Source organism: Caballeronia glathei, assembly GCF_000698595.1.
In the GTDB taxonomy this organism is placed as follows: Bacteria; Pseudomonadota; Gammaproteobacteria; order Burkholderiales; family Burkholderiaceae; genus Caballeronia; species Caballeronia glathei.
The window spans coordinates 41,554-68,132 of sequence record NZ_JFHC01000006.1; the positions used below are offsets into that span (position 1 = coordinate 41,554).

Here is a 26,579-nt window from a genome sequence, read left to right on the forward strand (position 1 = left end):
GCTACTCCGCGTCGTTGCTCTGCATCTGCTTCGCCGGGCTGCTTGCGCGCACATAGGCGGCGGTGTCGGCGCTCGCCGCGAGCGGCCGCATCGGCGCAAGCCCGCGGCCGTCGAAGGCTGCGCCCCGGGGTGTCGAGAGATAGCCGGTCGTCAGGATGAGCGCCGAGCCGTCCGCGAGTTCGACGATGTCCTGGCGGCTTCCCTTGCCCGCGCTGTGCGTGCCGACCGAGACCGCGCGGGCGTTGCCGGTGAGCGCGCCGATGAAGACCTCCGCGGCGCTCGCGCTCGCCTCGTCCTGCCATATGAAGACCGGCTGCACGGGCGGGTCCTGTTCGAGCGTGCTCGAGTAGAGCCGCGTGCCTTCGCGGCCGCTCACGCTCACGATCGGCGCGCCCTTCGCGAGAAAGAGCATCGACGTGTCCACGGCTGCATAGAAATCGCCGCCGCCGCAGCCGCGCAGGTCGATCACGACCGGACTGTTGCGGTCCCAGCGCCTCAGCGCGAATTCGACTTCACTGCGCGTGGTCTGCGTAAAGGTTTCGATGCGCAAGACGCGCAGCGCACCGGCGGCGCCGATCGACACGGCGGCCGGGTCCACGCGGGCCCGGGTCACGTTCACGCTTCGCGTGCCGCCATTCGCACTCGCCACTTCGATGCGCACCGCCGTGCCTTCGCGCCCGGTGGCGAGCGACGCGAGAACGGGCAGGGGCTTGCCCGCGACGCTCGTGCCGTCGATCGACATGAGCCGCTCGCCCGCCTTGATGCCGGCCGCGTCGGCCGGGCCCCCGTGGTACGGATAACAGAGCGTCGCGCCATCGCGGCGCCGCTCCAGTTCCATGCCTATGCCGCCGTGCGGACCTTTTTGCAGCGCGCGGTATCGCGCGTATTCGTCGCGGTTCATGAAGCCGGAGTAGGGGTCGCTTGCCGCGAGATAGGCCGCGAGCGTGCGCCCGACCACCTGTTCCCGGTCACCGCTCGCGAAGACGGCGCGCTGCGTGATTGCGGAGAGCGCATCGGCATAAAGACGCAACGCCGCATCGCCGCCGATCGTCTGCGCGACGCGCACGCCCGCATGATCGGCGGGACCCGATGCGGCGAGCAGCACCGCGGCGGCCACCGCGGCGAGCGTCGCGAACATCATGGCCCTGTTCATGGCGCCCGGCCGCGCGCCGTCATGCGGCCTGGGCCAGCAGCGCGAGCCGCTTCCTGATCTCGGCTTTCAACTGCTCGATCTTCGCGCGCTGTTCGTCCGGGTTCATCGTGGTGTTCTGCTTCAACGCGGCCAGCTCGGCGCGGTATTGCGTGAGCTGCGCGTTCAGCTCGCGTTGCTTCGCGCGCTGCGCGGCGTTTTCGCTGGCTGCGCGCTGGTTCTGTTTTTGCAGCGCGGCGAGCCGCGCATCGAGTTGCTCGCCCGTCATCTTCCTGTCGTTCAGGTCGGCACTCAACTGCTTCATCTCGGCCTGCAGCGCCGCCTGCTTCTGCTCCTCCTGCGCGAGTTCTCCCTCCTTGTCCTTTACGCGGGCGCTGGTGTCCTGAACGTCCCGGTACTGGTTGACGACTGTGCAGCCGCTGCACGCGCATGCGATTGCCGCGGCGATCGACACCAGGCGTGCCTTTGTGAATCCGTTCGATACGAGCTGGCTTTGCATCGCGGCACCTTCCCGTGAAAAATGCGCGCACGCGCTAGATGCGCTGCCTTTGCGCTGCGAGCGCCGAGGTCTCGCGCTGCGTCTCGGCGAGCAGCATCTGCTGACGCTGCACCTCGGCGGCGAGCTCCTGCGACTTGCCCGCCTGCTCGGCCTGATAGCTGCGCATGAAGTTGAGCGCGTTGCGCTGCGCGGCAACGGAGTCGCTCGCGTTCTTGATCGCGGCATCGAGCGCCTTGCGCTGGTCAGCGAGCTTCTTTTCGTCGGCGGTCTTCTGCTGGATCTGCTGCACGAGCGTGTCCGTGTGCTGACTCAGCGCCGCGACCTGTTTTTTGAGGTCCTCGTTGTACTTCGCCGTATCCGCGTTGATGCCCTTGACGTAGCGCAGCCGCGCATCGAGATCGTTCTCGTGGCCCGCTAGCTCCTTGCGGCGCTTGTCCAGCTTGTCCGAGAGGCTGTAGCACAGCACCCCGCCGCCGACTGCCGCGACGCCGCCTACCGCCGCGCAGGTCGCATTGCTGCCGCCCGCTGCCTTGCAGAGAAGAAACGCCACGCCGAGACCCGCCGCGCCGCATTCGAGCGATGCCGTCTGCTGCGTGGTCTCGCAGGCTGCCGTGAAGACGGCGAAGAGCGTAATCATGAACGGCCTGTACATCGCCTGGCTCCCAGCAAAGAGAAACGCATCCTGCGACGGGCGGCGCCTAGGCACCGCTCGCCACGACCATCGCGCCGATCACGGCCACCGCCACGATCGCCGCGATCGCAGCGATCGCACCGACACGCGCGGGCCTTCGCCACGTGCCGCGCGCGAAACGCTCGGGTGGCGCCGCGAGCAATCGCGCGAACTCGGCGCAGCCCGGAATGCGCCTGCCTGCGTCCTTTTCGAGCGCGCGCAGGATGAGCGCGCTCACATGCGCCGGCACGGACGGCGCGCGGCGGCGAGGCGCGAGCGGCGTGTCGCGCAGATGCATGGCGAGCACGGCGGCACGCGCGGCGTTGTCGTCGACGCTCTGCGGACCTTCGGCCACGAAGGGCGGCCTGCCGGTCAGCATTTCGTAGAGCACGCAGCCCGCGCTGTACACATCGGACCGGTAGTCGATCTCGCGGCTCGCGCGGATCTGCTCCGGGCTCATGTAGGCGCTCGTGCCGACGGGCAGCCCCGCGCGCGTGCGGCGCTTCTCGCCGGCCGCGAGCGCGATGCCGAAGTCCGAGAGCAGCGCATGCGTACGCGTCCCGTCGAGCAGCACGTTCGACGGCTTGACGTCCCGGTGCACCATGCCTTGCCGGTGCGCGTGATCGAGCGCGGCGAGCACGCCGCTCATGATCGGCAGCGCGCGCTCGAACGGCAGGCGGCGCTCGGGACACGCGTCGAGCAGGGCGGCAAGCGAGCCGCCGCGCGCGAGATCCATCACCATGCATGGCTGCCCCGCGACGCTGAACACCTCGCGCAGTGCAACGATGTTCGGATGAGAGAGGCGCTTGTGGCGCTTCACTTCATCCATGAAACGTCCGGCGAGCTGCTCCTCGTCGGAGAGCGGATCCGCCATGATCTTGATCGCGACCTGCTGGCTGCGCTTTTCATCCCATGCGCGCCAGACGCTCGCCATCCCGCCCGAGCCGAGCAGGCCCTCGATCACGTACGGACCGACATGTTGTCCCGGTCGAAAGGTCATGCTCTGGGCTACAGAACCCTCGACTGCTCGCCCGGGGACGGGCGCTCGCGCGGCTCGTCGCGATGCGACGGCCCCGCTGCCGCGCCGGCCGCGTCGGATTCGATCTTGCGAAAGAGCCACACGGTCTCGCCCGTCTTGATCTTCGCGCCGTCCTTGAGCTCGACGCCGGTGCTCTCGACGAACTCGCCGTCTGCGAACGTGCCGTTCGTGCTCTGCCGGTCGAACAGTTCATAGCGGCCCGCGCGGCAGAGGATCACCGCGTGCTCGTCCGACATGGTGCCGTCGGTCAGCAGCAGCACGTCGCACGGCCGGCCGCCTTCGCTTTCGACGTCGCCCTTGCCGATCACGTTGCGCCCTTCGTAGAGGATGAACAGGTCGCCCTGGCGTTCCCAGCTGAACGTGACGAGCACGCCCGTGATCTTGCGGCGCGCGCTTGCCGCGCGGGGCCGCGCGGGGGCGTATTCGTCGCCTGCGTCGAGCCGCGTGGCGGCGGGATCGGGATTGGGCATGCTGCCCGGGGTGATGGTGGCATTGCGCGACATGGCCGAACTCCTATCGACGTTTTCCCTGAATGTCATCGACGCGGCATCCGCCGAACTCTTTTCCTGCGCCCGGCTTTCGGCGTCGCATCGCGGACAGCTCGTCCAGCTCGGGTCCATCGGATGCCCTTTGGGGCACACCGTCTCCGAGCGGCTCGTGCGGGTGGCGGGGCGCCCGCCCGAGATGAGTCCGCTGATGTAGGACCAGATCGACTTGTCGCTCATGGCGTGCGGCCTCCGGTGAGCCGCGCATGCGCATACGCACGCACGGCGCGCGTCTGGAAGGGCATCGGTCTCGCGGCGTGAAAGTCGAAGCGCGCGACGCGGCGTCGCGACCGCTTCATGACGGTTGCGCGAACGGCCGCGCAGACGATGCCCGATGCACACGAGAACACGGCGCCAAGCATCGATGGGCGCCTCGCGGGGAATGACGGAACGGCTTTCATGGTGCGGCCTCGACGGGTTCGGAGGGAGGGGTGCGTTGCGATTCGGCAGCGGCGGGGGCCGGTGACGTCGACGCTGGCGTTGAAGCCGATGCCGCCACCGTGGACGCCTGCTGCTCGGGCTTTTTCGCGCTCTTTGCCGGCTTGCGCGCGCGGCTCGTCGCGGGCGTGCTCGCCGCGCTCGGGGCGCTGGCTTTCCTGTCGAGCTGATCGATCCGCGCGGTCAGCGATTCGATCTGCTGCGCGAGGCTCGCATCGCGTGCACGGTGTTCGGCGGCATCGTTGCGGGCGTCGCGTTCGAGCGCGGCGACACGCGCCTCGATCGGGGAGGGCAGCGCGCCCGCGGTGGCAGCGGCAGGCGCGGGCGCGGACGGCACCGCGGCTGGTACTGATCCTAGCGACGCTGACGCCGGCGCACCATCTGCGCGATTGCCCTGCGAGGACCGATTCGACAGCACGCCCGACCACCCGAGCCACAGCGCCGCAATGACGACCGGCACGCCGATCCCGAAGCGCGCGAGCGCGCTTCGGCTCAGCCATCGCCGCAAAAGCGAGCCGCCGCTGTTGCACTGAAGCACCTGCACTGTCACGTTGTCTTCTCCGCCGCGCTCGAGCGCGAGCCTCACCAGTTGATCCGCCATGTCCTGCGGCTGCTGCCCGCCGCGCATCACGGCGGCGATCTCGTCATCGCCGACATATCCGCACAGGCCGTCCGAGCACAGCATGCAGACTTCGCCCGCGCGCATGGGCCGCCACGCGCTCACCTCGACCTCGACGCGCGGCGCCTGGCCCATCGCGCGCTCGAGCACGCTCGAATCCGGATGGTCCGCCGCCTGCGCCTCGGTGAGCATGCCCGCATCGACCATGCGCTGCACGAGGCTGTGATCCTTCGTCAGCCGCTCGAGCACGCCGCCGCGCGTGAGCCGGTACGCGCGGCTGTCGCCCACGTGCGCGAGCATGATGCGCGGCCCCGCCGCGAGCAGCGCGACGGCGGTGGCGCCCATGCGCGCGGTCGCGGCGCTGCCCGTCTGGCCGCGCTCGTACACGGCTTCGTTCGCCGCCTGAAACGCGCGTTCGAGCGTGGCGCCCGCGTCCTCGACCGAGGTCATGCCGGACAGCCGCTCCTGCAGCGTCTGCACCGTCAGCTGCGCGGCGAGCGCGCCGCCCGCGTGACCGCCCATGCCGTCGGACACGACGAACACGTCGCAGGCGGGCGCGCGGATCCAGCTCATGCGGTCCTGGTTCTCGCTGCGCACGTAGCCCGTTTCCGAACGTTGCCCCACCGACCACATGTCTGAATTGGATGTCGCCATACGTCGCCGCTGCCGCGTGCACGTCGCGTTCGCTGCCGCGCTACGGCACCCTGCGTTCGCCCTCTCCGGAATGTGCCGGGACGTGTGGCTCGCCGGCGCCGTGAACCTCGTAGGCCGTTCGCCCGAAGCGGACCACGTCGCCGGGCGCGAGCGTCACCGATGCCTGCGCGAGCCGCGTGTCGTTGCGAAAGGTGCCGTTGCTCGATCCGAGATCGCTCAGGTACAGCGTGCCTTCCTCGTAGCGAATGCTCGCGTGCTTGCGCGAGACAAACTCGTCGTCCGTCACGATCAGATCGTTCTGCTCGTCCGCGCCGATGCGGATCAGCGGCTTCTCGATCGGAAAGCGCGTCGTGCGCTTGCGCGGGCCGCCGCTCACGAGCCAGGCGGTGGGCCGCCCCGGCGCGGGCGGTGCAAAGACCGCACCGACGCGCGTGCCGCCGCGCGCGGGCGGGCGCTCCTGCGCGACGGGCACGACCGCCGGCGTCTTTTCCGGCGGTGGCGGTTCGTGCCGCCTGCGGTACACCCTGAGCGCGAACAGCGCCACAAGGAGCGCGACGAGTCCGGTGAGAAGCCCCTTCATGTCGATGTTGACGTTGAAGAGCGTGAACGATGCATCGATCCACGGCTTCGCGTGCGGCGGCTCGGGCGCAGGGCTCGAAGCGGGTGGCGCGACCTGCGCCGGCGCGCTCGCTGCGACGGGCAGCTTCGCCGCGGGTGCCGCGAGCGCGGTGTCGATGGGAATCAGCGTCACCGCGTGCCCGGGCGATGCGTATTCGAGCACGGCGGATGCGGGCGCCGCGGCGGCGGTACCGCCGACAGTGTCGTAGTCGAACTTCACGCTGTACGCAGCCGGCTGCTTCGTGCCGAGCCCGTCCCTTAGGGCATCGGCCAGCTTCGGCGCGCTGTCGACGAGCAGGAACCGGCCGCCCGTCGTGGTCGAAAGCGACGCGAGCACGCCCGACCATTTTGGTGCAAGCGGGCCGAACGCGATCGCATCGAGCGGGGCCGCTCGCTTTTGCGCGATCGCGACGAGCGTTTCGCGCGGCATGCGGCTGCCTTCGTCACGGCCGTCGGAGATCACGATCAGGCGCTTCGGGCCGCGCGCCGGATCGTTCGCGAGGCGCGACATCGCGATCGCAATCGCGTCGAAGAGCTTCGTCTTGCCGTCGCGTCCGCCTTCGGCGCGAATGCCGTCGATCACGCGCAGCGACGCCGCGGGGTCGGCGGAAAAGGGCGAGAGCGGCGTGATGTCCGAGCCGAACGACATGATGCCGATGCGCAGGTCCGGGCGCGGCGTGGCGAGCACGTCGGCGAGCGCGGCCTTGATCGGTTCGACCGCATGCTGCATCGAGCCGCTGCGGTCGATGCAGATGAGCACGAGCGTGGCGAGCTCGGGAGAGACGGTGGCGGGGCTCACGGCGGCGGCCGCGACGCGCGTCTGCCCGCCGTTGCTCGCGAGGCGCAGGTGGAAGGCAGCGGGGGGCGGCGCTTCGTCGGGAGAGCGCACGGTAACGATGACCGATCCCGGCTTCGGTTCTTCGACGGCGACGGCCTGGAGCTCCGCCGCGAACGACGAGACGAACATGGCGCAGCTCGCGAGCAGAAGGCCGACGAGCCATGCGGTGCGAATTCGAGGCGTGCTCACAGTCCCTCCGCGCGCGACCATGATGCGGATTTCGAGGGACGCGGCCCGCTCCTCGCGTTGCTGCTTCTGCTGCTTCTCGCGCCGCTTCTCGCGCTCACGCACACGCGCTCGTGCGCGCCGTGCGATGCGTCGTTCAATCCGTTGTCGCGCCCGCGCGGGCGGATGCCGGCAGCGGGCGCCCTGCCGCGCCGAGGTCCCGGCGGCGCGTCAGGAAAATTGTGCGTAACTAACGAATTCATGTGTAGAAGACCGCCCGGACTTTGTCAAGATAGCGCCTGATTTCAAGGCGTTTTATCGTCGAGCATCATTTCATTCTGCTCGCTTGACTTTCATTAAAGCCCAAATCGTGAGCGTGTTGGAGACATTGTTCCGGCGACTTCGGCCACACCGTGTAGTCATCCTTGACATCCGAATCGGCGTGCTCTATCCCTCTAATCGTCTGGAACACAGGCGGTTGTGACGGTCGGCAGGACAGAAACTGCTCTCTGCATTCACTCGGGCGATATCAATCGCCGCTCACGTTGCATCGCTCGTTCACAATCGCACGCGACCGGGGCCCGTCAGCCGTCGGGATGCTGTGGCAGAAAACACCGGGACGGCATACGAGGCTTTATGATCGACGACCTCGACGAGACGCTTGCGGCATTGCTGAGGCGCGAGCTCGCCCCCGGACTGAGCGAACAGATCCAGGTGAGCTTCGAGGCGCCCGACGACCAGTTCCCGCCGCAATCGGTCACGACGCCCGCGATCGACCTGTTCCTCTACGACGTCCGCGAGAATCTCGAGCTGCGCAGCAACGATGCGTACCTCGAGCGCCATCGCGACGGCACGGCGCACCGCATGCCGATCCCGGTGCGCGTCGACGCGTCGTATCTGATCACCGCCTGGCCGCGCGAGGGACTCGCGAGCCCGGCCGAAGACGAGCATCGCCTGCTGGGCGAAGTCATGCGCGCGCTGTTGCGGCATCGCACGCTGCCACGGGACATCCTGCGCGGCAGTCTCGCCGCGGGCGATTTGCCGCTGCCGGTGAGCGCGCTGCAACCGGGGCGGCTGCAAAGCCTCGGCGAGTTCTGGCAGGCGATGGGCGGCAAGCCGAAGGCGGCGATCAACTACACGGTGACGCTGTCGGTGGACGTGGGCATGCCCGAAGCGGTGCGCCTCGTCACGAGCAAGGACTTCTATTTCGACGTTGCGCTCGGCCGCGCGGTTGCGCGCCCGGATGCGTGAGCTTTCGTGTTGGCGGGTATTGACTGAAAGGGGACCTGTCTATGTCAAGCGCTACCTATTCCGCTCCTGGCGTCTACGTGGAGGAGGTTCCGTCTGCGCAGCAGCCGATCGCAGGCGTGGGCACGAACGTGGTCGGCTTTATCGGCATCGTGCCGTCGAAGGTCTATGTTCCGGTGCCCAATCCGGACTATGACCCGGTGCTCGCGCGCGCAAAACTCCAGCGCGATGCGATCGCGGCGAAGCTTCAGGCAGGCACGCAACTCGGTGATGCCGAGAAAGCGGCGCTCGCGGAACAGGCGAAGCAGGCCGAGGTCGACTTTCAGGCCAAGCTGCAGCGGCACTCCACCGCGCAGGCGGCGATGCGTGCGAAGGCGCAGGACGCGCGCACGGAAGTGACGAAGCGGGAGACGGCGGCGTCCGACGCCGAACAACAACTCGGCAAGGCAAAGGATGCACTGAAAAACGCGACCGCCGAGACGAAGGAAAAACTCGAAGACGACCTCGCCGCCGCGGAACGAGCGAATACGCTTGCCCAACAGGCGCTCTTCGACGCGCGTGCCGCTGCACGCGATCTCCAGGCAGCGGCCGACGACAACCAGCGCGCCTTCGACGATGCAAGCACGAAGGAGACGCCGCCTCCCGAAGCCGCGAAGCCGGCCGCGGCCGCGGCGGCGACTGCGGCGGCCGGGGGAGAAGGCGCCGGATCGGTGAAGGAAGGCGGCAAAAAGCCCGTCGAAACGGAGGATGAGGCGTTCAGGGACCCTGATCCGGACGAGGTCGAAAAGCTCGTCGGCCCGTCGTTTCTGCAGCCGTTCATCCTGCAGCCGGTCGCAGTGGACGTGCCTGTCTGCGAAACGAAATTCTGCACGAACTTCACGGAGTACACGCGGCGCTTCGGCTCGTTCTCGGCGTATCGGTCCGAGCCGGATCAGCCGGCGCCGGCGAATCCCGACAGGTGGGTCTTCAGCCCGCTGCATCCGGGCCACCACGCGCTCACGCATGCGCTCAACGGCTTTTTCCGCAATGGCGGAACGAAGGCGTTCGTCGCGCGCATCGAGAGGCTCGACCAGCTGGAAAAGGCGCTCGACCAGTTCGAATCGATCGACGACCTCGCGATCATCGCCGCACCGGGGCTGCCGAAGCTGCCGGGCGTGTGGTCGGACCTCATGGACCGTGTCGAGAAGCGCAGGACCTGCTTCGCGATCCTCGACAGCCGGGAGGTGGTCAACAACGGAGAGGACGAGGATCTCGCCATCGACCAGCTCGACTATTCGAGCGCGTCGACCAAGCCCGCGCTGCCGCGTGTGTCGAAGAACGCCGCGTTCTACTTTCCGCACATCCAGGTGGTCGATCCTGCCAAGCAGTTGCAGGATCTGGACCCCCGGCGCAAGGTCGCGCCGAAGTATCGCGGGCTCACCTACGTGCCGCCGAGCGGGCATGTCGCAGGCATCTACGCGCGCACCGATACCGAGCGCGGCGTGCACAAGGCACCGGCGAACTGCGTGGTGCGCGGCGCACTGGAGGTGAAGTACTACGTCAGCAAGCCGATTCAGGAACAGCTCAATCCGCAGGGCGTCAACGCGATCAGGATCATGAACGGCGCGGTCACCGTGTGGGGCGCGCGCACGATCGGCGGCGACGCCAACAGCGAGTGGAAATACGTGAGCGTGCGGCGCCTGTTCCTGTTCCTGCAGAAGTCGATCGAGGAGGGCACGCAGTGGATCGTCTTCGAGCCGAACGATGAAGCGCTCTGGGGCAAGATCCGCCTGAACATCACCGCGTTTCTCACCAATGTGTGGCGCACGGGCGCGCTCTTCGGCACGGCGCCCGAGCAGGCGTTCTACGTGAAGTGCGATGCCGAGCTGAATCCGCCGGAGGTGCGCGACGTCGGGCAGGTGGTGTGCGAGATCGGCGTGGCGATCGTGCGGCCCGCGGAGTTCGTGATCTTCCGCATCACGCAATCGACCGGGATGAACAAGGCGTGAGCGCGTCGAGCCACTCGTTTCGGATCGAACCATGAGAGCGCAGACGCTTCGGGATAGCGCGCACGCCGCGGATGGCGCGTGGCGCACGCCCGGCCTTCATATCGACTGGCGCGCCGACATGCTCGCCGGACGTCCGCCGCGCTTCACGGGCGTGCCGGTCTTCGCCGGGCTCGTGCCGCGCGGTGCCTTGCCCGCCGACGCACCGCGCGCATGGCGGTTCGACCGGTGGGAACGCTTTCGCATGGCGTTCGCCGGGGCGCGGCCAAGCGGCCTCCTGTCGTGCGCCGTGCGGGGGTTCTTCGAAAACGGCGGGGAGCGCTGCGTCGTGGTGCCGGTGCAAGCGGAGATCGCGCAGCCCGCGAACGCCGACGCCGACCTGCATGCGCTGCATCTTTCACAAGTGCTCGCGGGAGTGTTCGAGCAAGGCGGCGTGATGGACGATCTCGACGACATCGATCTCGTCTGCGTGCCGGATGCGATGATGCCCGCCATCAGCGCATTCGACGAGCGGGTGCTCGACGTGCAGAGGCAGGTGGTCGAGCATTGCGGGCGCATGGGCGATCGCTTTGCCATTCTCGACGCGTTGCCCTCCACGTGCGGCGCATCGCCGCCAACCGATGGCGGCAGCCTGACGCCCGCGCTGCGCGAAGCGATCGCGCAATGGCAGGTGCTGCCGGCCGCGCACGGCGCGCTCTATTTCCCGTGGATTCTCGTGCCGTCGCCGGATGCGCCAGGCACCGCGCCCGCGACGATGCTCGTGCCGCCATGCGGTCATGTCGCGGGCATCTATGCGCGCAGCGACCGGCGCGTCGGCGTGCACAAGGCGCCGGCCAACGAACTGGTCGAAGGCGCGCTCGACCTCGCGCTCGACATCACCGACGGCGAGCAGGCCGCGCTCAACGAAGCGGGCGTCAACTGCCTGCGCGAATGGCCCGGCTGGGGCATTCGCGTGTGGGGCGCGCGCACGCTGAGCGACCGCCCGGAGTCGCTCTACGTGAACGCCACGCGGCTCGTGCTCGGCATTGCGCGCGAACTCGGGCACGCCATGCGCGACCTCGTCTTCGAGCCGCACGATCCCGCGCTGTGGACCGCGATCGAGGAGCGCATGAGCGGCTGCCTTCGCACGCTCCATCGCGATGGAGCGTTAAAGGGCGACGATGCGTCGGAGGCGTTCTTCGTCAAGTGCGATGCCGAAACCAATTCAGAGGAAGGGCGCGACGCCGGGAGGGTGGTCGCGCAGGCTGGCCTCGCGATCGTCGCGCCCGCCGAATTCGTCATAGTCCGGATCACGCAGAGCGCGAATGGCGTGACCGTTACCGCACCCGCTGCGCAGGCATAGAGGAGAGACAGACCATGGCAACCGGAGATCGCAGGGACCCCTTCCGTGGCTTCAAGTTCAGGGTGCAGATAGGCGGCATACAGCGAGCCGGATTTCGCGAGGCGTCGGGGCTCGACGCCGCGACCGATCCGATCGACTACCGCGAAGGCGACGACAAGACACTCACGATTCACAAGCTGCCGGGCCTGAAGAAGTTCTCGAACATCACGTTGAAGCGCGGCATCACGGACGACCTCGACCTGTGGAAGTGGCGCAAGCAGGTGATGGACGGCAAGATCAAGGATGCCCGCCAGAACGGCTCGATCATCCTCATGGACGACGAAGGCAAGGACGTCGCGCAATGGGATTTCGTGGCCGCGTGGCCGACCAAGTGGACCGGGCCGACCTTCAACGCGACCGCGAACGAAGTCGCGATCGACACGCTCGAAATCACGCATGAAGGGCTGGATCGCACGAAATGAGCATGCAGACCGAATTCCCCTTCACGCTGCCGCGCGGCTATGTAGACGCGGAGGGCAACGTGCATCGCGAGGGCGTGATGCGCCTCGCGACCGCGAACGACGAGATCGCGCCGATGAAGGACCCGCGTGTGCAGTCGAATCCCGGCTATCTCGCGGTGATCCTGCTCTCGCGCGTGGTGCGGCGTCTCGGCGACCTGCCGCAGGTGAACCCGCGCGTGGTCGAGGAATTGTTCGCCGCCGACTTCGCGCATCTGGAGGACCTGTACCGGCGCATCAACGCGAACGGGCACAACCGGCTGCACGTGGTGTGCCCCGGATGCGAGAAGAAGTTCGAGGTGGAGGTGGATGCATCGGGGGAGCAATAGGCTACCGCCCGGAGCAGATCTTCGAGGAGGTAGCCTATCTCGCGTACCACTTTCACTGGCCCCATGCGCAGCTGATGTCGCTCGATCACCTCGAGCGGCGGCGCTGGGTCGAGGAGGTCGCGAAGATCAACGAGCGCATCAACGACGCACAGACCAACCGCTTGGAGTAGCACGGCCATGGCTATCAGCGTGAGCGATGCAGACCGCCTCTACCTCGGCTTCGCGTTTTCGGTCGCGATCAGGCAGCGCGTGGTCGCGGGCTTCAGCGAGGTGTCGGGTCTTGTCATCGAGACCGAAGTCGAAACCTTCCGCGAAGGCGGCGTGAACGATTGCGAACGCCAGCTCGCGGGGCCGACGAAGTTTCCGACCCGGCTCGTGCTCAAGCGCGGCATGGGCGATCTCAGGCATCTGTGGGACTGGTATCTCGGCGTGACGCAGGGCAGGATCGAGCGCCGCGACGTAACGATCGTGATCAACGACCGGCAGGGCAACGCGGGGCTCAAGTGGGTTTTCCGCGAAGCGTGTCCGGTCAAGTGGACGGGGCCCGAGCTGCGCGCGGCCAGTTCCGCGATTGCGTTCGAGGCGATCGATCTGGTGCACCGGGGAGTGAGCTAGTGAGCGCATCCGATTCCGACGCCCGCTCGCTTGGCCGCGCCATCTGGGAGCGGCATGCGGCGGCCGCGCTGATCGGCGGGGCACGCGGCGCGCATCGTCGCGGGCTCGGCATGGCGGTGCATGCGCGACACGCGGGATTTGCCGAGGCGATGCTGCGCCGCGTGGCCGGGCGCGACGGTGCGCAGGCGGGCGGATGGAGTGGCGGGTTCGTGATCGCGCGCCGTGTCGCGGCCGGTTCTCCGCCGCAACCGGGCGAGGAACCGGAGCATGCGCCGCCGCTTGCGCGCGCGGTGTTCGAGCGCGTGGCGAATGCCGATGACGTCCACGAACCGGACAGGGCGTTGCCGGCGGCGGATTCGTACGGGCCCGTGGCTGAGGCTGAGCAGGACGTCGAAAAACCTGTTGCCGCGTCGCCCTTGAACAAGGGCAGTACGGCCGGAATCACGACGAAACTCGCGCGCCGCGCGAATATCGCAGCACAGGGGTTGCAAGGGCGCGCGGTCTTGCAGCCCTCGCGCGCGGTCAGCACGCCGGATGCCAGTGTCGTCGCGCGCGCGGCGGTCATGGGCATGGACGTTGCGCCCGTTGCGGGCTTCGTCGCGGAGGACGCGCGTGGTTTCATCGGCAGCGAGCCGCACTGTGAATTCCATGATGCGCATGATGCGGGCAACCGCGATGCACCGGATGTCGTTGCGCCCGCCGTATCGCCAGCGCCCACGCTTTCACGCACACCGATCGCTGCTGCCCTCGATGTCGCGCGACGCGAAGCCGGCTTGTCTTCAGAGGGGCATGATCGTATGCCGATCGCGTTGCACCCATCAGGCAGTGTCAGCGCGCAAGGCGGCTCGCACGGTGCGGCTGGCGTAACGCTCATGGATGGAGTGCGTGCGATGCATATCGATCGGCAATACGGGCAAGGTCTGAGCGATAAACAGGACCGGGGACATGCTGAGAAAGTATCGATCGAACCGGGGATACCAATGTACGAAGGTCTGTCTCGCGCGAGCGCAGTGCCATACGACGGGCAACAGCAACGCGGGTCGAGCCTTCTTCCGGGTAGCGGCATGTCGATGCGTTCGGTTGACGTGTCGATGGATCGCGCGCCGGGTTCCATCGGCCAGAGCGCGTCTGCGCGACACGTCGCCGCTTCGCTCATGGGCGCTCACGTCGCACATCCTGATTCAAACGCCGTGTACGCGACGGCGCCGGCCGTTTCGCTTCCCACGCAACGGCCCCTGACGATGGCGATGCGCAGCGTCTTCGGCATGACGTCCTCTCCGGATCAGGAGCGCGCGGAAACCGAAGTGTCGTTGCAGAGTGCCTGGCGCGGGATGCGAAGCCGCGTTTCTGCGACGCCTGATCGAGTTGCGACAGCGACGCATGATGAGCCGCATCCGGCAGCGTTCGCGGATTCGATCGCGCGAACAGCGTCGGCATCGGACCTCGAAACGCCGCATGGATCGTACGATTCCACTGTCGAGCGCGAGACGTACTCGTTCGATCGAACGCCGTATGCCCGCGTGATGCGCGCAGGCGGTGGCGCATCAACGACTCCTGCTGATCCCGACGACACGTATCGCCCTATGCCGGACGCGCGGATCGCCCGTGCAGAGGACAGTATCGACGGCTCCCGGACCGGCACGCGCGGGTCACTGCCGGTCGCCGACATGCCCATACGCCGGACCGGCTCCACCTTGCCCGGGGAGCAAGCGGCTCCGTCGCGCGACATTGAATCGATGCCAGCGAGTACGCCGCTGAGCGCACGATCGATACCGTCAGCAGGACCCGAGGCCCGGATGCTTCAGCTCGCGCGCGGAACGACCGCGAGCCCTCCCGCCGATGCGGCGCGACCTGCAGATCAACATGCAGAGCAACATGCCGGGCGGACCAGTCACTCGCAGGCCGAGACGCAGCGCGACGACGCGCGTTTTCCAACGCCCGGATTTGCCGCGCGCGGGCTGGAAGCGCCGTCCGTTGCCACGACCCTGCCTGTCGCCGTTCAACGCCCGACGCACAGCGAGACCGCACGCCACGCGTTACCGCAACAAACGCAGGGCGCAACGGAAACGCGAACGCTATCGCTGACCGCGGCGTCGCGCGTGCGCATCGTCGATCGTGCCGCGGATGCGGCGATTCCCGCTGGGCGATCCCGGAGCGCATGGCCGCAGGCGCCTTCGAGAGTTGCGACATTCCCGGACCCCGCGCCGCACAGTCTGCCGTTGAAATTCTCCGAAAACGCACCACACCGCGAAGCCGGCGGTGCACCGGCACCGGCACCGGCAACGGCAACGGCACCGGCAACGGCACCGGCAACCGGCGCAGAACCCGTCGACCGCCTCGCCGACGAGTACGGCGTCGTGCCCGCCACGGAGCCGGAGCCGTCGCCGCCCAATACGACACCAGCCGCCCACGCGGGTCCTCCGCAAAAAACGCGCGACGCAGCCGAGCTTGCCGACGAAGCGTGGCGAATCATCATGGACAGGCTCGCGGTCGAACGCGAGCGTCGGGGGTTCGCATCATGGCCCTAGAAAAGCTGGCGATCCTGGTCGAGCTTCCCGGCGGCACGCTGCAATTCGACGAGAACAGCAGCGAGCACCGCATCGTCGCGATGTTCAATCCGAAGAGCCTCGGCATCACCCGCTCCGTGCAATGGCAAAGCCAGAAGGCGGCCAAGCGCGACAGCCCAGAGCTGCAGTTCACCACGGCGCAGCCGGCCACGCTGACCGTCGATCTCTTCTTCGACACCTACGACACCGCGAGCGCCGCGAAAAGAAGCGTCTACGAGCACACGAGCAAGCTGCTAGAGCTCACGATCGTGCGCGGCGACAAGCATCGCCCGCCCGTTTGCCAGCTCAAGTGGGGAGAGCAGGGCGTGATCTTTCAGGGCGTGCTGCAGCAGCTCGACCAGCAGTACACGATGTTCCTCGAAAACGGCGTGCCCGTGCGCGCGACCGCGAAATGCACGTTCATGCAGTGGCGCAGCAACGCGAAGGACCTGAAGAAGCAGAACCTGATGTCGGCGGATGTCGTAAAGGTCTGGGTGGTGAAGCGCGGCCAGACGCTCGCCAGCATCGCGGCTCAGGAGTATCTCGATCCGCGGCGCTGGCGCGAGATCGCGGCCGCCAACGACATCGACGACCCGCTCGCGCTCGCGCCCGGCGCGACGCTGCTGCTGCCCGCACTGCGCATCGCGCCGGGCGCCGGTCCGAACGCGGAGGAGCCATGAACGCGCGCGACGGATTCGACACGCTCGCGCCGGAGTTCGCGGTGCGCGTGAACGGCGCGCCGCTGCCGGGCGACGCGGCCGCGGACCTCATCGACGTGTGCGTCCTCGAAGACGTCGATGCGGCGGGCATGTTCACGTTCTCGCTCAGCTGCTACAGCACGGCGGAGATGAAGGTGAAGTGGATCGACGACGCGCTCTTTCGCGAAGGCAATCCGGTCGAGATCGAACTGGGCTATCGCGACAACAGGACCACCGTCTTCAGTGGCGAGATCACGGGTCTCGAACCGGCGTTTCCCGAGGCGACCCCGCCCACGCTCACGGTGCGCGGCTACGACCGGCGCCACCGGCTCATGCGCGAGCGCAAGACCCGCTCGTTCACCGACGTGAAGGACAGCGACATCGCGAGCCAGCTCGCCGCGACAGCGGGCCTCACGCCCCAGACCGAGGACTCGCGCGTCACGCTGCCGTATGTGCTGCAGCACAACCAGACCGACCTGGAGTTTCTGCTTGCGCGCGCGCGGCGCATTGGCTACGAGGTCTTCGTCGTGGACCGCACGCTCGTCTACCGGCCGCGCAGGATCGACGCCAGCGCCGCGCTCACGCTGCGCCGCGAAATCGAGCTGCTGGACTTCCGCCCGCGCCTCACGACGATGGGGCAGGTCGAGGAAATGCTCGTGAAGGGCTGGGACGCGAACGACAAGAAGGCGATCGTCGGGCGCGCGGCGGCGGGTGACGAGAAGAGCCTGATGGCGGGCAAGGCGTCGGGGCCGTCGAGCGTGGCGGACATCTTCGGGCATTCGGGCAGCGCGAGCGTCGCGGCGCCGGTGCAGAGCCAGGCCGACGCCGACGCGGTGGCGAGGCAGCGCTTCGGCGAAATGGCGCTGGGCTACATTCGCGGCGAAGGGCTCTCGATCGGCGAGCCGAAGCTGCGCGCGGGCATCGTCGTGAAGATCGAGGGGCTCGGCGAGCGCTTCAGCGGCCTCTACTACGTGACATCCACCGAGCAGCGCTTTTCAACGAAGAAGGGCTATCAGACACGCTTCGCCGTGAGGAGAAACGCCACATGATGCACGACGACCTGCTGCACAGCCTGCTTGCGCGGACCGACACCGACGGCCGCTACTTCGGCGTGGTGATCGGGATCGTGACCAACAATCATGATCCGCAGGACATGCATCGCGTGAAGGTGCGCTTTCCATGGCTTGCCGACAGCGATGAAAGCAACTGGGCACGCGTTGCAAGCACGATGGCGGGCAACGGGCGCGGCGCGTACTTCCTGCCGGAAGTGGACGACGAAGTGCTGGTCGCGTTCGAGCATGGCAGCGTCGAGCATCCGTATGTGATCGGCTCGCTCTGGAACGGCCGCGACACACCGCCCGAGTCGAATGCGGACGGCAACAACGACAACCGCACGCTGAAGTCGCGCAGCGGCCACGTCGTGCGGCTGTGCGACCGCGACGGGCAGGAGAAGATCGAGATCATCGACAAGACCGGCAACAACCGCATCGTGATCAGCGCAGCGGGCAACACGATTGCGATCGAGGCGCAGGGCGACATCGCGATCCGCTCGCAAACGGGCAAGCTGACCATCGACGCCGTCGGTGTCGAGATCAACTCGAAGGCGGACGTGAAGGTGCAGGCGGCGACCACCGTCGACGTGAGCGCGAGCGCGCAAATGAGCCTGAAGGCCGCAATGATCAACCTGAACTAGCGCGTGGCCTCAAGCGTTGCAGCGGGCGCGCGGCACGGGAGGAGCAGGCGATGACTGCTGAAGTGCTCGGGGTGGGCTGGCGTTTTCCGGTGGCGCTCGCCGATGGCGGCGAGGGCAAGCCGCGCATTGCAGAGGCGCGCTACGAGGCGTGCGTGCGGCAGTCGATCTTCATCATCCTCTCGACGGCGAAGGGCGAGCGCGCGATGCGCCCGGATTTCGGCTGCGGGCTGCATGACCTCGTGTTCGCCGTCAACGGAAGCGCGACGCAGGGCATGGCCGCGTTCCACGTGCGCGAGGCGCTCACCGCGTGGGAGCCGCGCATCGACGTGCTGCGGGTGGAGGCGTCCGGCGCGGGCGAGCACGGCGAGCAACTCGTGATCGAGATCGACTACCGCGTGCGCCTGACCGACAGCCGCTTCAACCTCGTGTATCCGTTCTATCTCGACAGGCCGCTCGCGTGACTCCCGCAACCGCACCGCTCGTGATGAGGCAACGACTCGTACCGCGCGCTGCGGCGCCGCCCGTGGACGCGTTGCAGGACCCGTTGCGCGCGGCGCTCGAACAGGTCTTCGCGCATTACTGCGACGTGCTCGCCGAGCGGCTCGACCGCGTGCCCGAAACGCACCTGCGCGCGTTCGTCGACATGCTCGGCGCATCGCCCGAGCCGGCCGTGCCCGCTCACGCGCCGCTCGTGTTCAAGGCCGCGCGTGCGCCAGCGAGCGCGCCCGTACCCGTCGTGCCGAAGTTCACCGAGGTCGCGGCGCCGCCCGCTGCCGGAGACACCGAGCCGGTCGTGTTCCAGACCGTCGAGGACCTGGAGGTGCTGCGCGCGGAGTTCGCAAAGTCGTTCGCGGTGGACGGGGCGCGCGGCGTGATCGCGCAGGCGCAGGGCGTCGTGTCGGCAGAAGGGCTCGCACCCGGCGCGACGATTCTCTCGCATGCGGTGCCGCTCGTGCGCGCGATGCACGTGGGTCATCGGTCGCTTCTCGGCGCGCCGGATCTCGCGAGCGTCCTCGTGCAGGTCGAGATGGGCCACGTGGGCGCCATGCCGCCGAACGCGACCGTCGAATGGGGCATCGGCTCGCCAGCCGGGTTCGTCGCGCTCACGCCGCTGCGCGACACGACGGCCGGTCTCGCGCAAAGCGGCGAGATCGCGTTCGACGCGCCGCCGCCATTCGCCGCGGTTTCGATGTGCGGCACCGAAAGCTGCTGGCTCACGTGCCGCCTTCGCTCCAGCGATGCGATGCATGCGGCCCCGGGTTCTGCGCCCGCGCCCGCGACGATCACGCGCCTGCGCCTGTCCGCCCGGCGCGCGCTCGAGGACGCACTACCGGACGCCGCGCTGTCCGGCCGGATGCCGCTCGACCTGACACGCGACTTCTACCCGCTCGGCGAGCGTCCGCGCTTTGGCGACGTGTTCTATCTGGCGTCGAAGGGTTTCGGCATCGGCAATGCGCAGGTGGTGCTGCACATCCGGCTGACCAACCCCGCCGACGCCGCCCCCGACGCGTCGCCGATTGCGCCCGTCACGCGCGACGGCGAACCGCGCGTCGTGTGGGAGAGCCATACGCGCAGTGGCTGGCAAGCACTTGCGGCCGAGGACAGGACGCACGCGCTCACCAACGACGGCACAGTCTCGTTCACGCTTCCCGGCGATGCGGCGCAAGGCGTGATCGGCAACGTCGAGAGCGGCTGGCTGCGGGCGCGTCTCGTGTCGGGGAGCTACGCCACGGGGCGCCGCGTCATCGAGAGCCTTGCGATTCCCGCCGACGCCCCGCCGTCGATTGCGTCGATCCGCGCGACGATGTCGCTGAACGTGGGACCGGTGGAACCCGAACGGATTGTCGTCGACGACAATCTGGAGGAGACGTGTTTCGATCCCGCCGCGACGCACGGGCGCCTTGCGCTCACGCCGTTCCCCGCTTCGGAAGTGGCGGGGCTCGCGCTTTATCTCGGCGTGAAGGCAGCGCCCACGCAACTCGCCGGGCGCATGCTGAGCCTTTACATGGGACTTGCACCATGCGAGGGCCGGGCCGTCTACCGCGATGACGCGGCAGCCGCGCGCACGATGCGATGGCAGGTGCGCGGCACGGACGGATGGCGCGAGTGTGCGGTGGTCGATCGCACGGGCGGGCTGCGCCGTCCGGGCTTCGTGAGCGTGCATGTCGGCGATGACGTGGCGCGCTGGCACGGCGCCGTGTTCGATCAGCAGGCGGAACTGGTCTGGCTGCGCCTCGTGACCGGCGAGCCGGCCGCTACATGCGCGGCGTCGGCATCGGCGGCGATGGCGATACGCCAGATCGTGCTGAACGCCGTCCCCGCCGTGCAGGCGATCCGCCTCGAACGCGAACTGCTCGGGTCCGGCAACGGCCGCCCCGCGCAGACGTTGCGCACGGCGCGCAGGCCGGTCGTCGGCGACGTGCGGCTCGACGTGCGCGAGGGCGACGGGGGCCTCACGCGCGACTGGGTGCGCTGGCAGTGCGTCGATGACCTGAGTGCGTCGGATCACGATGCGCGCGCATTCGTCCTCGACCGCCTCACCGGGACCGTGCGCTTCGGCGACGGCCGGCACGGACGCATCCCGCCCGCGGGCGGCAACAACATTCGCATCAGCTACAGCGCGGGCGGCGGGGCGCGCGGCAACCGCCCGCCGCACGCGATCGCGCAGTTGCGCACGACGATTCCGTACGTCGAGTCGGTCACGAACTGCGATCCCGCAACGGGCGGCCAGGACACGGAGAGCGAGTTGTCGCTGCGGCGCGCGGCGCTCGCGCGGCTCAGGCATCGCGACCGCGCCGTGTGCGCCGACGACTACGCCGATCTCGCGCTGCGCGCGTCGCCGGAGGTCATGCGCGCGATGTGCCGGGGCGGGCGCGATCTGTCGCGTGCGGATTCGCGTGCGCAGAGCGCGCGGGGCGCCGTGAGCGTGGTGATCGTGCCGGACGTCGCGGCAGCCGAGCCGCAGCCGGCGCTTGCGCTTCTCGCGCGCGTGAAGACCTATCTGGAGGCGCGCGCTCCGGCGGGCGTCGAACTGATCCTGCTCGGGCCGGCGTATCTGCGCGTCGCGGTCGATGCGGAACTGGCCGTGGCGCCGGATGCGTCGTCCGAGCGTGTGATCGCCGCGTGCGAGGCGCGCGTGAATGCGTTTCTGCATCCGCTCACGGGCGGGGCGGGCGGGGATGGCTGGGCCTTCGGCAAGGAGCCGCACGCATCGGACCTGCTCGCCGCGCTGGATGAAATCGACGGCATCGACCACGTGCGCGCACTGCGGCTGCGTTTCGAGGCTGACGCGCGCGATCTGCGGCGCAGCGGCGATTTCCTCGTCAGCGCGGGCCGCCACACGATCCGGGCCAGCCGATGAACACGCCAGCCACCGCTCTCGGCCGCAACCCGGACGATCTCGACTTCGACGACCTCGTTCGGGAGGGCCTCGCGCTGCTGCCGGCGTACGCGCCCGAGTGGACGGACCACAATCCGTCGGACCCGGGCGTGACGCTCGTCGAGCTGCTCGCCTATTTCTCCGACATCCTGCTCTACCGCATCGGGCGCGTCACGCCCGCCGCAAAGCTGCAGTTCCTGCGGCTGCTCAAGGGTGAGCATGACTTCGACGGGCTCGCGAGCGATGCCGCGGGCAGAACCCGGGGCATCGTCGATCCGGCAGCGGAACTGAAGCGCGCGATCGACGAAACCGTCCGCGAACTGGCCCACATGGACTGCGCGGTGACGCCGCGCGACTTCGAGCGGCTTGCGCTCGACGTCGCGCAACGTGTATTGCGTGAGCGGCGCGTGCGGGTGCGGTGCATCGCGAATGCGGACCTGAGCGGCGGCCGGATGCGCACGGGCGCCGTGGACGCGCGCGGGCATGTGAGCGTCGTGATCGCGCCGCCCGCCGACGTGCCGCCGCACGAAGCGGCGAGACTGCGCGACGCGGTGCGCACGCACCTCTTGCCGCGCTGCCTGCTGACGACGCGCCTGCATGTGGTCGCGCCCGTCGAGCTGGTGGCGGGTATCGGCTTTCAGGTCGCACTGTGGCCGGGCGTGTCGATCGAGGCGGCGCTCGCGCAGATCGCCATCGCACTGCGCGAGCGTTTCGGCGCGGGCGGGGACGAAGGCGATGCGGATGGTGAAGCCCCGGCGTTCGGCGCGCCGCTTCATCTGTCCGAGATCGCCGCGGCGATCGACCGCGTGGCGGGCGTCGATTATGTCGAGAACGTGACCGTGTTCACGCTCGGCACCGAACTTGACGCACCCGATGCGAATCTCGGCGTGCAGATCGGCGCGAGTTCGACGGTGGGCGTCGATACGCGCATCGGCGGCCAGGGCGGGCTCGGCGCGACGCGGCTGATACGCGACAGCGAGGGCACGCTCGCGTCGGTCGTGCTGCAGCCGTGGGAAGTGTTGCGCGTCGTGCTCGTGCCGGGGGGCGTCCACGCCATCGGCGGGGGCCGCGACGGAGAACGCGAAGGAGGACGCGATCATGGCTGAGCGCACCGGCCGCCTGATGGCGGCGCTCCCCGCGATCTACCGCGCAGCCGACGAGTCCGGCGAGCTGCGTGCGCTGCTCGGCGCATTCGAGGCGGTCCTGCTCGAAAGCGGCGACCCGTCGGCGCCCGCGATCGCCGAGCGCATCGACGCGATCCCCGGCCTCTTCGCGCCGCTCGGCGTGTCGACGTCCGCGCAGCTTGCGACGCAGGACGGCCCGTACCAGATCCAGCCGCACGCACGCGAGGGCGCGCCCGAGTGCTTTCTCGCCTGGCTCGCGCAGTGGGTGGCGTTCGGCCCGTACCGGCATTTTTCCGCGGCGAGGGTGAGGAAGATCATCGCCGGCATCGTGCCGCTCTATGGCAGGCGCGGCACGCGCCAGTATCTCGAAGCGCTGCTCGCCCTCTCTTTCGACGAGATCGGCACGCTCTCGATCGACGAGGCGCCGCTGCATGGCTTTCTGATCGGCCGAGCGCGGCTCGGAGAGGATTCCGTGCTCGCCGCCGACGAGCCGTTTCGCTTCAGGGTGGAAATCTTCATCCGCGAAGGCGCGCTGCCCGCGCACGATGAGGAGGCCGGGCAGCAGGGCGCGCACGACCCGTGGCAGGCACTCGAAGCGCGCGTGCGCGCCATCGTCGATTTCGCGAGGCCGGCGCACACCGAGTACGAGTTGGTGTTACGAAGAGGCACAGCAAATGCAGAAGAGACAGCTCATCAATAAAAAGCCTGCGTACTATCGCGGCCAGTTGCTGCTGGAGGACGACTTCATCGCGGAGCAGCGCTATCACGCGAACGCGCGCTATCGTCACTCGCTCAACCTGCACGGCTGGGGCATCGTGCGCGGTCTCGAAGTGCGGCACGCGGGCGCGAACGAGGTGGTCGTGAGCCCGGGGTTCGCGATCGACGGCCGTGGCCACGAGATCGACCTGCAACGCGAGGAGAAGCTCGATCTGTCCTCGAATGCGGCCAATGCGGTGCTGGTCGTGAGTCTCGTCTACGACGAAGAGGACACGCCCGCCGGCGGCGACGACGAGCGGCGCACGCGCAAGTGCTACGCGGTGCTCTCGGCGGCGGTGGGCGCAGCCGAGGCAGCCGTGATCCTCGCGACCGTCGAGCTCGACGACAAGAGCCAGGTCACGCCAGAGCGCATCACGACCGCCAACCGCCGGTATCTCAAGACGCTCCTCACGCCGGGGTGCGTGAGCGCGAAGGCGCTCGACGACCATCTGCGCACCGGCTGGCTCAGAATGCCGTTTCGCCCGACGCCGATCCCGGCCGACAAGGAGGAGGCCCCGCCGGCATTTCGCGTCGGGCCGACGGAGGCGCGCTCGCATCGCGAGATCGACCGGCAGCCCAACACGAAGGGCGCGGCCGGCACGATGGCGATCTCGCTTGCGCCGAGCGTGACACGGGTATTGCGCCTGCGCGTCGCGGGCGAGCAGAACGAGGCGCAGATGACGGTCGAACTCTTCATCGGCGGATGGGACGCGCAAAAGAGCAAGCACATCGCGCGCAGCGTGCTGAAGGAGGAAGTGAAGGGCGGTCCCTACGACAGGACATGGGACATCGCAGGCGGCGACATTCATCTGGAAACCTCGACGCTCTCCATCGAAATCCGCTGCAGCGGCTACACGCGCGTGTCGCTCGTTGCGGTCGAGGTGAGCTGCGATCCGGCGCTCCTGCAGGTGGCGTCCGTCATCGGCTGAGGAGCATGCGATGCACGCGTTTGCCCATTCGCTCGAACACCTGCTCGCGGAGCTGGAGCGCGTCGACCTGCTGATCCGCGCGCACGTCGCGGCGTTTCGCGCGGCCCAGACCGAAGACGAGCAGTTTCGCGGCCTCTATGTGTCCGAGCAGCAGGTCGACGCGCTGCTCGCCGCGCCGCTCGGCATGCCCGCATGGCTCGCTGACGACGCGCCGCGCCGCGACCGGCTCGAGGCGCATGCGTCGCTCGCGCAACGCACGGCGGCCCGCAAGCGGCTCGCTCTCGATGCGGGCATCGACCTGCGGCTCGAACGGCTGGCGCGGCTTTTCGCGCTGAGTGAACTGGATGTCGGCATTCTGCTCGTGTGCCTCGCGGTGGAACTCGATACGCGCTATGAAAAGCTCTATGCGTACCTGCAGGACGATGTGACGAAGACGCGCCCCAGCATCGATCTCGTGCTTTCGCTGCTCGAGCCGGACCCGCTGAAGCGCTTTGACGTGCGCGAGCGGTTCGCCGCCGATGCGCCGCTGCGCTCGGCGCGCCTCATCGAAGTCTTCGACGATCCCGCGCGTCCTTCGCCGCCGTTCATCGGCAAGGTGGCCAGGGCGGACGAGCGCATCGTGTCGTTTCTGCTCGGCTCCGACCGGCCCGACGCGCGGATCGCGCGCTGCGTGCAGATCTCGCGGGATGCGCAGAGCCTCGACACCCTGGTGCTCGACGACGACACGAGGCGGGGCCTGCAAGGCATCGCCCGCGCCGCCGCCGATGGGCCGCGCATGGTCGTGCATCTGCAGGGGCCACCCGGTGCGGGCAAGCGCAGCATCGCGCGGGCGGTGTGCCACGAGCGCGGGCTGCCGCTTCTCGTCGCCGATCTCGAACGGCTGCACGCGGATGCGGACGGCAGCCTCGTGGCGCCACTCGATCTGATCGCGCGCGAGGCGCGGCTCGCGAACGCGGCGCTCTACTGGAACGGCTTCGACACGCTTCTCGCCGCGGAGCGGCGCAGCGCGCTCGAGGCGTGCCTGCGCGTCGCCGGGTCAGCGCCGCATCCGAGCTTTCTCGCGGGCGAAACGCCGTGGCTGCCTGGCAGCGCACTAAGGGGCGCGCGCTACGTGAGCGTGACGGTGTCGCGGCCCGCGGTGCCGCAGCGCATCCGCTTGTGGCACCTGGTAGCGGAGATTCATCGCGTCGCCACCCCGGCGCTCGATCTGACCGGCATCGCGACCAAGTTCAAATTCACGCCCGGCCAGATCGAAGCCTCGATGCGCACGGCGGCGAGCCTCGCGAGCTGGCGCGATCCGCAGAACGCGCGTGTGAGCTCGCAGGATCTCTACGATGCATGCCGCCTCAATTCGAACCGCACGCTCGCGACGCTCGCGCACAAGATCACGCCGCGCTTCGACTGGCACGACATCGTGCTGCCCGCGGACCGTGTCGCCCAGCTGCGCGAGATCTGCAATCACATCAAGTACCGCAACCAGGTCTTCAACGACTGGGGCTTCGATCGCAAGCTCGCGTCGAGCAAGGGGCTCACGTTCCTGTTCGCCGGACCGTCGGGCACCGGCAAGACGATGGCCGCGGGCATCATCGCGGCGGAGCTTGGGCTCGACCTCTACAAGATCGACCTGTCGCTCGTGATCAGCAAGTTCATCGGCGAGACGGAGAAGAACCTCGCGCACATCTTCGACGAAGCCGAGACCGCGAACGCCATTCTCTTCTTCGACGAAGCCGATTCGCTCTTTGGCAAGCGCAGCGAGGTGAAGGACTCGCACGACCGCTATGCGAACATCGAAGTCGGCTATCTGCTTCAGCGCATCGAGGAATACGAGGGCATCGCGATACTGGCGACGAACTTTCGCCGGAACATGGACGACGCGTTCGTGCGGCGCCTGCAGTTCACCGTGGACTTTCCGCTGCCCACCGAAGGCGACCGGCATCGCATGTGGCTCTCGATCCTGCCCGAGCACACGCCGCGCGACCCCGCGCTCGATCTCGCGCTGATGGCGCGGCGCTACAACCTCACGGGCGGCAACATCCGCAACGTGGCGCTTGCCGCCGCGTTTCTCGCCGCCGATGACGGCGACATGATCCGCATGACGCATCTCATCGCGGCGACGCAGCGGGAGTATCAGAAGATGGGCAAGCTCGTCGGCGACGGCGAGTTCAGGCACGCGCCGCCGCCGTCATGAACATCGCCGTTGCGG

The 26,579-nt window shown here is 68.4% G+C and carries 24 protein-coding genes; 17 read left to right on the forward strand and 7 right to left on the reverse strand.

Annotated elements, in window-relative coordinates; translation table 11 throughout:
- Position 1 precedes the first annotated feature (1 nt).
- The 7 genes from BG61_RS06365 to BG61_RS06400 all read right to left on the reverse strand — a co-directional run bounded on the left by BG61_RS06365 (position 2) and on the right by BG61_RS06400 (position 7,361).
- A complete protein-coding gene (locus BG61_RS06365) occupies positions 2-1,153 on the reverse strand; it encodes a S41 family peptidase (RefSeq protein ID WP_081867991.1) in 1,152 nt (383 codons plus the stop codon).
- A gap of 19 nt (positions 1,154-1,172) precedes the next feature.
- Positions 1,173-1,649, reverse strand: coding sequence for a hypothetical protein (locus BG61_RS06370; RefSeq protein ID WP_035930232.1), 477 nt, complete (start codon positions 1,647-1,649; stop codon positions 1,173-1,175).
- Between the two features lie 34 nt (positions 1,650-1,683).
- Positions 1,684-2,301, reverse strand: a complete 618-nt coding sequence (locus BG61_RS06375; RefSeq protein ID WP_035930230.1) for a hypothetical protein — start codon at positions 2,299-2,301, stop codon at positions 1,684-1,686.
- A gap of 46 nt (positions 2,302-2,347) precedes the next feature.
- Entirely contained in the window at positions 2,348-3,319 is a 972-nt protein-coding gene (locus BG61_RS06380; protein ID WP_051672319.1) for a serine/threonine-protein kinase, read from the reverse strand.
- Positions 3,320-3,327: 8 nt separating this feature from the next.
- A complete protein-coding gene (locus BG61_RS39155; RefSeq protein ID WP_051672320.1) occupies positions 3,328-4,083 on the reverse strand; it encodes an FHA domain-containing protein in 756 nt (251 codons plus the stop codon).
- A 217-nt stretch (positions 4,084-4,300) separates the two neighbouring features.
- Positions 4,301-5,614, reverse strand: coding sequence for a PP2C family protein-serine/threonine phosphatase (locus BG61_RS39160; RefSeq protein ID WP_081867992.1), 1,314 nt, complete (start codon positions 5,612-5,614; stop codon positions 4,301-4,303).
- A 40-nt stretch (positions 5,615-5,654) separates the two neighbouring features.
- Positions 5,655-7,361 (reverse strand): FHA domain-containing protein, encoded by a 1,707-nt coding sequence (locus BG61_RS06400; RefSeq protein ID WP_035930224.1) that lies wholly within the window; start codon positions 7,359-7,361, stop codon positions 5,655-5,657.
- A gap of 510 nt (positions 7,362-7,871) precedes the next feature.
- On the opposite strand from BG61_RS06400, the gene BG61_RS06405 reads away from it, so the two are divergent.
- The 17 genes from BG61_RS06405 to BG61_RS06485 all read left to right on the forward strand — a co-directional run bounded on the left by BG61_RS06405 (position 7,872) and on the right by BG61_RS06485 (position 26,564).
- Positions 7,872-8,486, forward strand: coding sequence for a Pvc16 family protein (locus tag BG61_RS06405; RefSeq protein ID WP_035930221.1), 615 nt, complete (start codon positions 7,872-7,874; stop codon positions 8,484-8,486).
- A gap of 41 nt (positions 8,487-8,527) precedes the next feature.
- Entirely contained in the window at positions 8,528-10,471 is a 1,944-nt protein-coding gene (locus BG61_RS39165; protein WP_232256088.1) for a phage tail sheath C-terminal domain-containing protein, read from the forward strand.
- 31 nt (positions 10,472-10,502) lie between these two features.
- The gene (locus tag BG61_RS06415; protein WP_051672323.1) at positions 10,503-11,810 is read left to right on the forward strand and encodes a phage tail sheath family protein; all 1,308 of its coding nucleotides are present in this window, start codon (positions 10,503-10,505) and stop codon (positions 11,808-11,810) included.
- Between the two features lie 14 nt (positions 11,811-11,824).
- Positions 11,825-12,271, forward strand: coding sequence for a phage tail protein (locus tag BG61_RS06420; protein ID WP_035930219.1), 447 nt, complete (start codon positions 11,825-11,827; stop codon positions 12,269-12,271).
- Positions 12,272-12,273: 2 nt separating this feature from the next.
- Positions 12,274-12,636, forward strand: a complete 363-nt coding sequence (locus BG61_RS06425) for a hypothetical protein (protein WP_035930619.1) — start codon at positions 12,274-12,276, stop codon at positions 12,634-12,636.
- Positions 12,588-12,806: a DUF6760 family protein gene (locus tag BG61_RS44805; RefSeq protein WP_035930216.1), complete on the forward strand. Its 219-nt coding sequence runs from the start codon at positions 12,588-12,590 to the stop codon at positions 12,804-12,806. The genes BG61_RS06425 and BG61_RS44805 overlap by 49 nt, the downstream gene beginning before the upstream one ends.
- A gap of 7 nt (positions 12,807-12,813) precedes the next feature.
- Positions 12,814-13,251 (forward strand): phage tail protein, encoded by a 438-nt coding sequence (locus tag BG61_RS06435; RefSeq protein ID WP_051672324.1) that lies wholly within the window; start codon positions 12,814-12,816, stop codon positions 13,249-13,251.
- 149 nt (positions 13,252-13,400) lie between these two features.
- Positions 13,401-15,779, forward strand: coding sequence for a hypothetical protein (locus BG61_RS42705; protein ID WP_161783662.1), 2,379 nt, complete (start codon positions 13,401-13,403; stop codon positions 15,777-15,779).
- The gene (locus BG61_RS06445; RefSeq protein WP_051672325.1) at positions 15,770-16,477 is read left to right on the forward strand and encodes a CIS tube protein; all 708 of its coding nucleotides are present in this window, start codon (positions 15,770-15,772) and stop codon (positions 16,475-16,477) included. Before BG61_RS42705 ends, BG61_RS06445 begins: the two co-directional genes overlap by 10 nt.
- Positions 16,474-17,544 carry a phage late control D family protein gene (locus BG61_RS06450; protein WP_035930212.1) on the forward strand — a complete coding sequence of 357 codons (1,071 nt, stop codon included), beginning with the start codon at positions 16,474-16,476 and terminating at the stop codon, positions 17,542-17,544. Before BG61_RS06445 ends, BG61_RS06450 begins: the two co-directional genes overlap by 4 nt.
- Entirely contained in the window at positions 17,541-18,188 is a 648-nt protein-coding gene (locus BG61_RS06455; protein ID WP_035930210.1) for a phage baseplate assembly protein V, read from the forward strand. The genes BG61_RS06450 and BG61_RS06455 overlap by 4 nt, the downstream gene beginning before the upstream one ends.
- 50 nt (positions 18,189-18,238) lie before the next feature.
- A complete protein-coding gene (locus BG61_RS06460) occupies positions 18,239-18,649 on the forward strand; it encodes a GPW/gp25 family protein (RefSeq protein ID WP_035930208.1) in 411 nt (136 codons plus the stop codon).
- Positions 18,646-21,549, forward strand: a complete 2,904-nt coding sequence (locus tag BG61_RS06465) for a putative baseplate assembly protein (RefSeq protein WP_035930206.1) — start codon at positions 18,646-18,648, stop codon at positions 21,547-21,549. The genes BG61_RS06460 and BG61_RS06465 overlap by 4 nt, the downstream gene beginning before the upstream one ends.
- Complete coding sequence (locus BG61_RS06470; protein ID WP_035930204.1) at positions 21,546-22,673, forward strand: baseplate J/gp47 family protein; 1,128 nt, start codon at positions 21,546-21,548, stop codon at positions 22,671-22,673. The genes BG61_RS06465 and BG61_RS06470 overlap by 4 nt, the downstream gene beginning before the upstream one ends.
- Complete coding sequence (locus BG61_RS06475) at positions 22,666-23,391, forward strand: hypothetical protein (protein ID WP_035941606.1); 726 nt, start codon at positions 22,666-22,668, stop codon at positions 23,389-23,391. Before BG61_RS06470 ends, BG61_RS06475 begins: the two co-directional genes overlap by 8 nt.
- Complete coding sequence (locus tag BG61_RS06480; RefSeq protein ID WP_035941607.1) at positions 23,366-24,376, forward strand: hypothetical protein; 1,011 nt, start codon at positions 23,366-23,368, stop codon at positions 24,374-24,376. Before BG61_RS06475 ends, BG61_RS06480 begins: the two co-directional genes overlap by 26 nt.
- A 10-nt stretch (positions 24,377-24,386) precedes the next feature.
- Positions 24,387-26,564: an AAA family ATPase gene (locus tag BG61_RS06485; protein WP_035930196.1), complete on the forward strand. Its 2,178-nt coding sequence runs from the start codon at positions 24,387-24,389 to the stop codon at positions 26,562-26,564.
- The last annotated feature ends 15 nt before the right edge of the window (positions 26,565-26,579 follow it).

What these genes read in the sequence shown, in the direction of transcription:
- BG61_RS06415 (WP_051672323.1), top strand. Translation starts at nt 10,503, where the DNA reads ATGAGAGCGCAGACGCTTCGGGATAGCGCGCACGCCGCGGATGGCGCG.
- BG61_RS44805 (WP_035930216.1), top strand. Translation starts at nt 12,588, where the DNA reads ATGCGAGAAGAAGTTCGAGGTGGAGGTGGATGCATCGGGGGAGCAATA.
- BG61_RS06370 (WP_035930232.1), bottom strand. Translation starts at nt 1,649, where the DNA reads ATGCAAAGCCAGCTCGTATCGAACGGATTCACAAAGGCACGCCTGGTG.
- BG61_RS06455 (WP_035930210.1), top strand. Translation starts at nt 17,541, where the DNA reads ATGATGCACGACGACCTGCTGCACAGCCTGCTTGCGCGGACCGACACC.
- BG61_RS06485 (WP_035930196.1), top strand. Translation starts at nt 24,387, where the DNA reads ATGCACGCGTTTGCCCATTCGCTCGAACACCTGCTCGCGGAGCTGGAG.
- BG61_RS39155 (WP_051672320.1), bottom strand. Translation starts at nt 4,083, where the DNA reads ATGAGCGACAAGTCGATCTGGTCCTACATCAGCGGACTCATCTCGGGC.
- BG61_RS06420 (WP_035930219.1), top strand. Translation starts at nt 11,825, where the DNA reads ATGGCAACCGGAGATCGCAGGGACCCCTTCCGTGGCTTCAAGTTCAGG.
- BG61_RS06445 (WP_051672325.1), top strand. Translation starts at nt 15,770, where the DNA reads ATGGCCCTAGAAAAGCTGGCGATCCTGGTCGAGCTTCCCGGCGGCACG.
- BG61_RS42705 (WP_161783662.1), top strand. Translation starts at nt 13,401, where the DNA reads ATGCTGCGCCGCGTGGCCGGGCGCGACGGTGCGCAGGCGGGCGGATGG.
- BG61_RS06380 (WP_051672319.1), bottom strand. Translation starts at nt 3,319, where the DNA reads ATGACCTTTCGACCGGGACAACATGTCGGTCCGTACGTGATCGAGGGC.
- BG61_RS06405 (WP_035930221.1), top strand. Translation starts at nt 7,872, where the DNA reads ATGATCGACGACCTCGACGAGACGCTTGCGGCATTGCTGAGGCGCGAG.
- BG61_RS06470 (WP_035930204.1), top strand. Translation starts at nt 21,546, where the DNA reads ATGAACACGCCAGCCACCGCTCTCGGCCGCAACCCGGACGATCTCGAC.
- BG61_RS39165 (WP_232256088.1), top strand. Translation starts at nt 8,528, where the DNA reads ATGTCAAGCGCTACCTATTCCGCTCCTGGCGTCTACGTGGAGGAGGTT.
- BG61_RS06435 (WP_051672324.1), top strand. Translation starts at nt 12,814, where the DNA reads ATGGCTATCAGCGTGAGCGATGCAGACCGCCTCTACCTCGGCTTCGCG.
- BG61_RS06460 (WP_035930208.1), top strand. Translation starts at nt 18,239, where the DNA reads ATGACTGCTGAAGTGCTCGGGGTGGGCTGGCGTTTTCCGGTGGCGCTC.
- BG61_RS06450 (WP_035930212.1), top strand. Translation starts at nt 16,474, where the DNA reads ATGAACGCGCGCGACGGATTCGACACGCTCGCGCCGGAGTTCGCGGTG.
- BG61_RS06425 (WP_035930619.1), top strand. Translation starts at nt 12,274, where the DNA reads ATGCAGACCGAATTCCCCTTCACGCTGCCGCGCGGCTATGTAGACGCG.
- BG61_RS39160 (WP_081867992.1), bottom strand. Translation starts at nt 5,614, where the DNA reads ATGGCGACATCCAATTCAGACATGTGGTCGGTGGGGCAACGTTCGGAA.
- BG61_RS06365 (WP_081867991.1), bottom strand. Translation starts at nt 1,153, where the DNA reads ATGAACAGGGCCATGATGTTCGCGACGCTCGCCGCGGTGGCCGCCGCG.
- BG61_RS06475 (WP_035941606.1), top strand. Translation starts at nt 22,666, where the DNA reads ATGGCTGAGCGCACCGGCCGCCTGATGGCGGCGCTCCCCGCGATCTAC.
- BG61_RS06375 (WP_035930230.1), bottom strand. Translation starts at nt 2,301, where the DNA reads ATGTACAGGCCGTTCATGATTACGCTCTTCGCCGTCTTCACGGCAGCC.
- BG61_RS06480 (WP_035941607.1), top strand. Translation starts at nt 23,366, where the DNA reads ATGCAGAAGAGACAGCTCATCAATAAAAAGCCTGCGTACTATCGCGGC.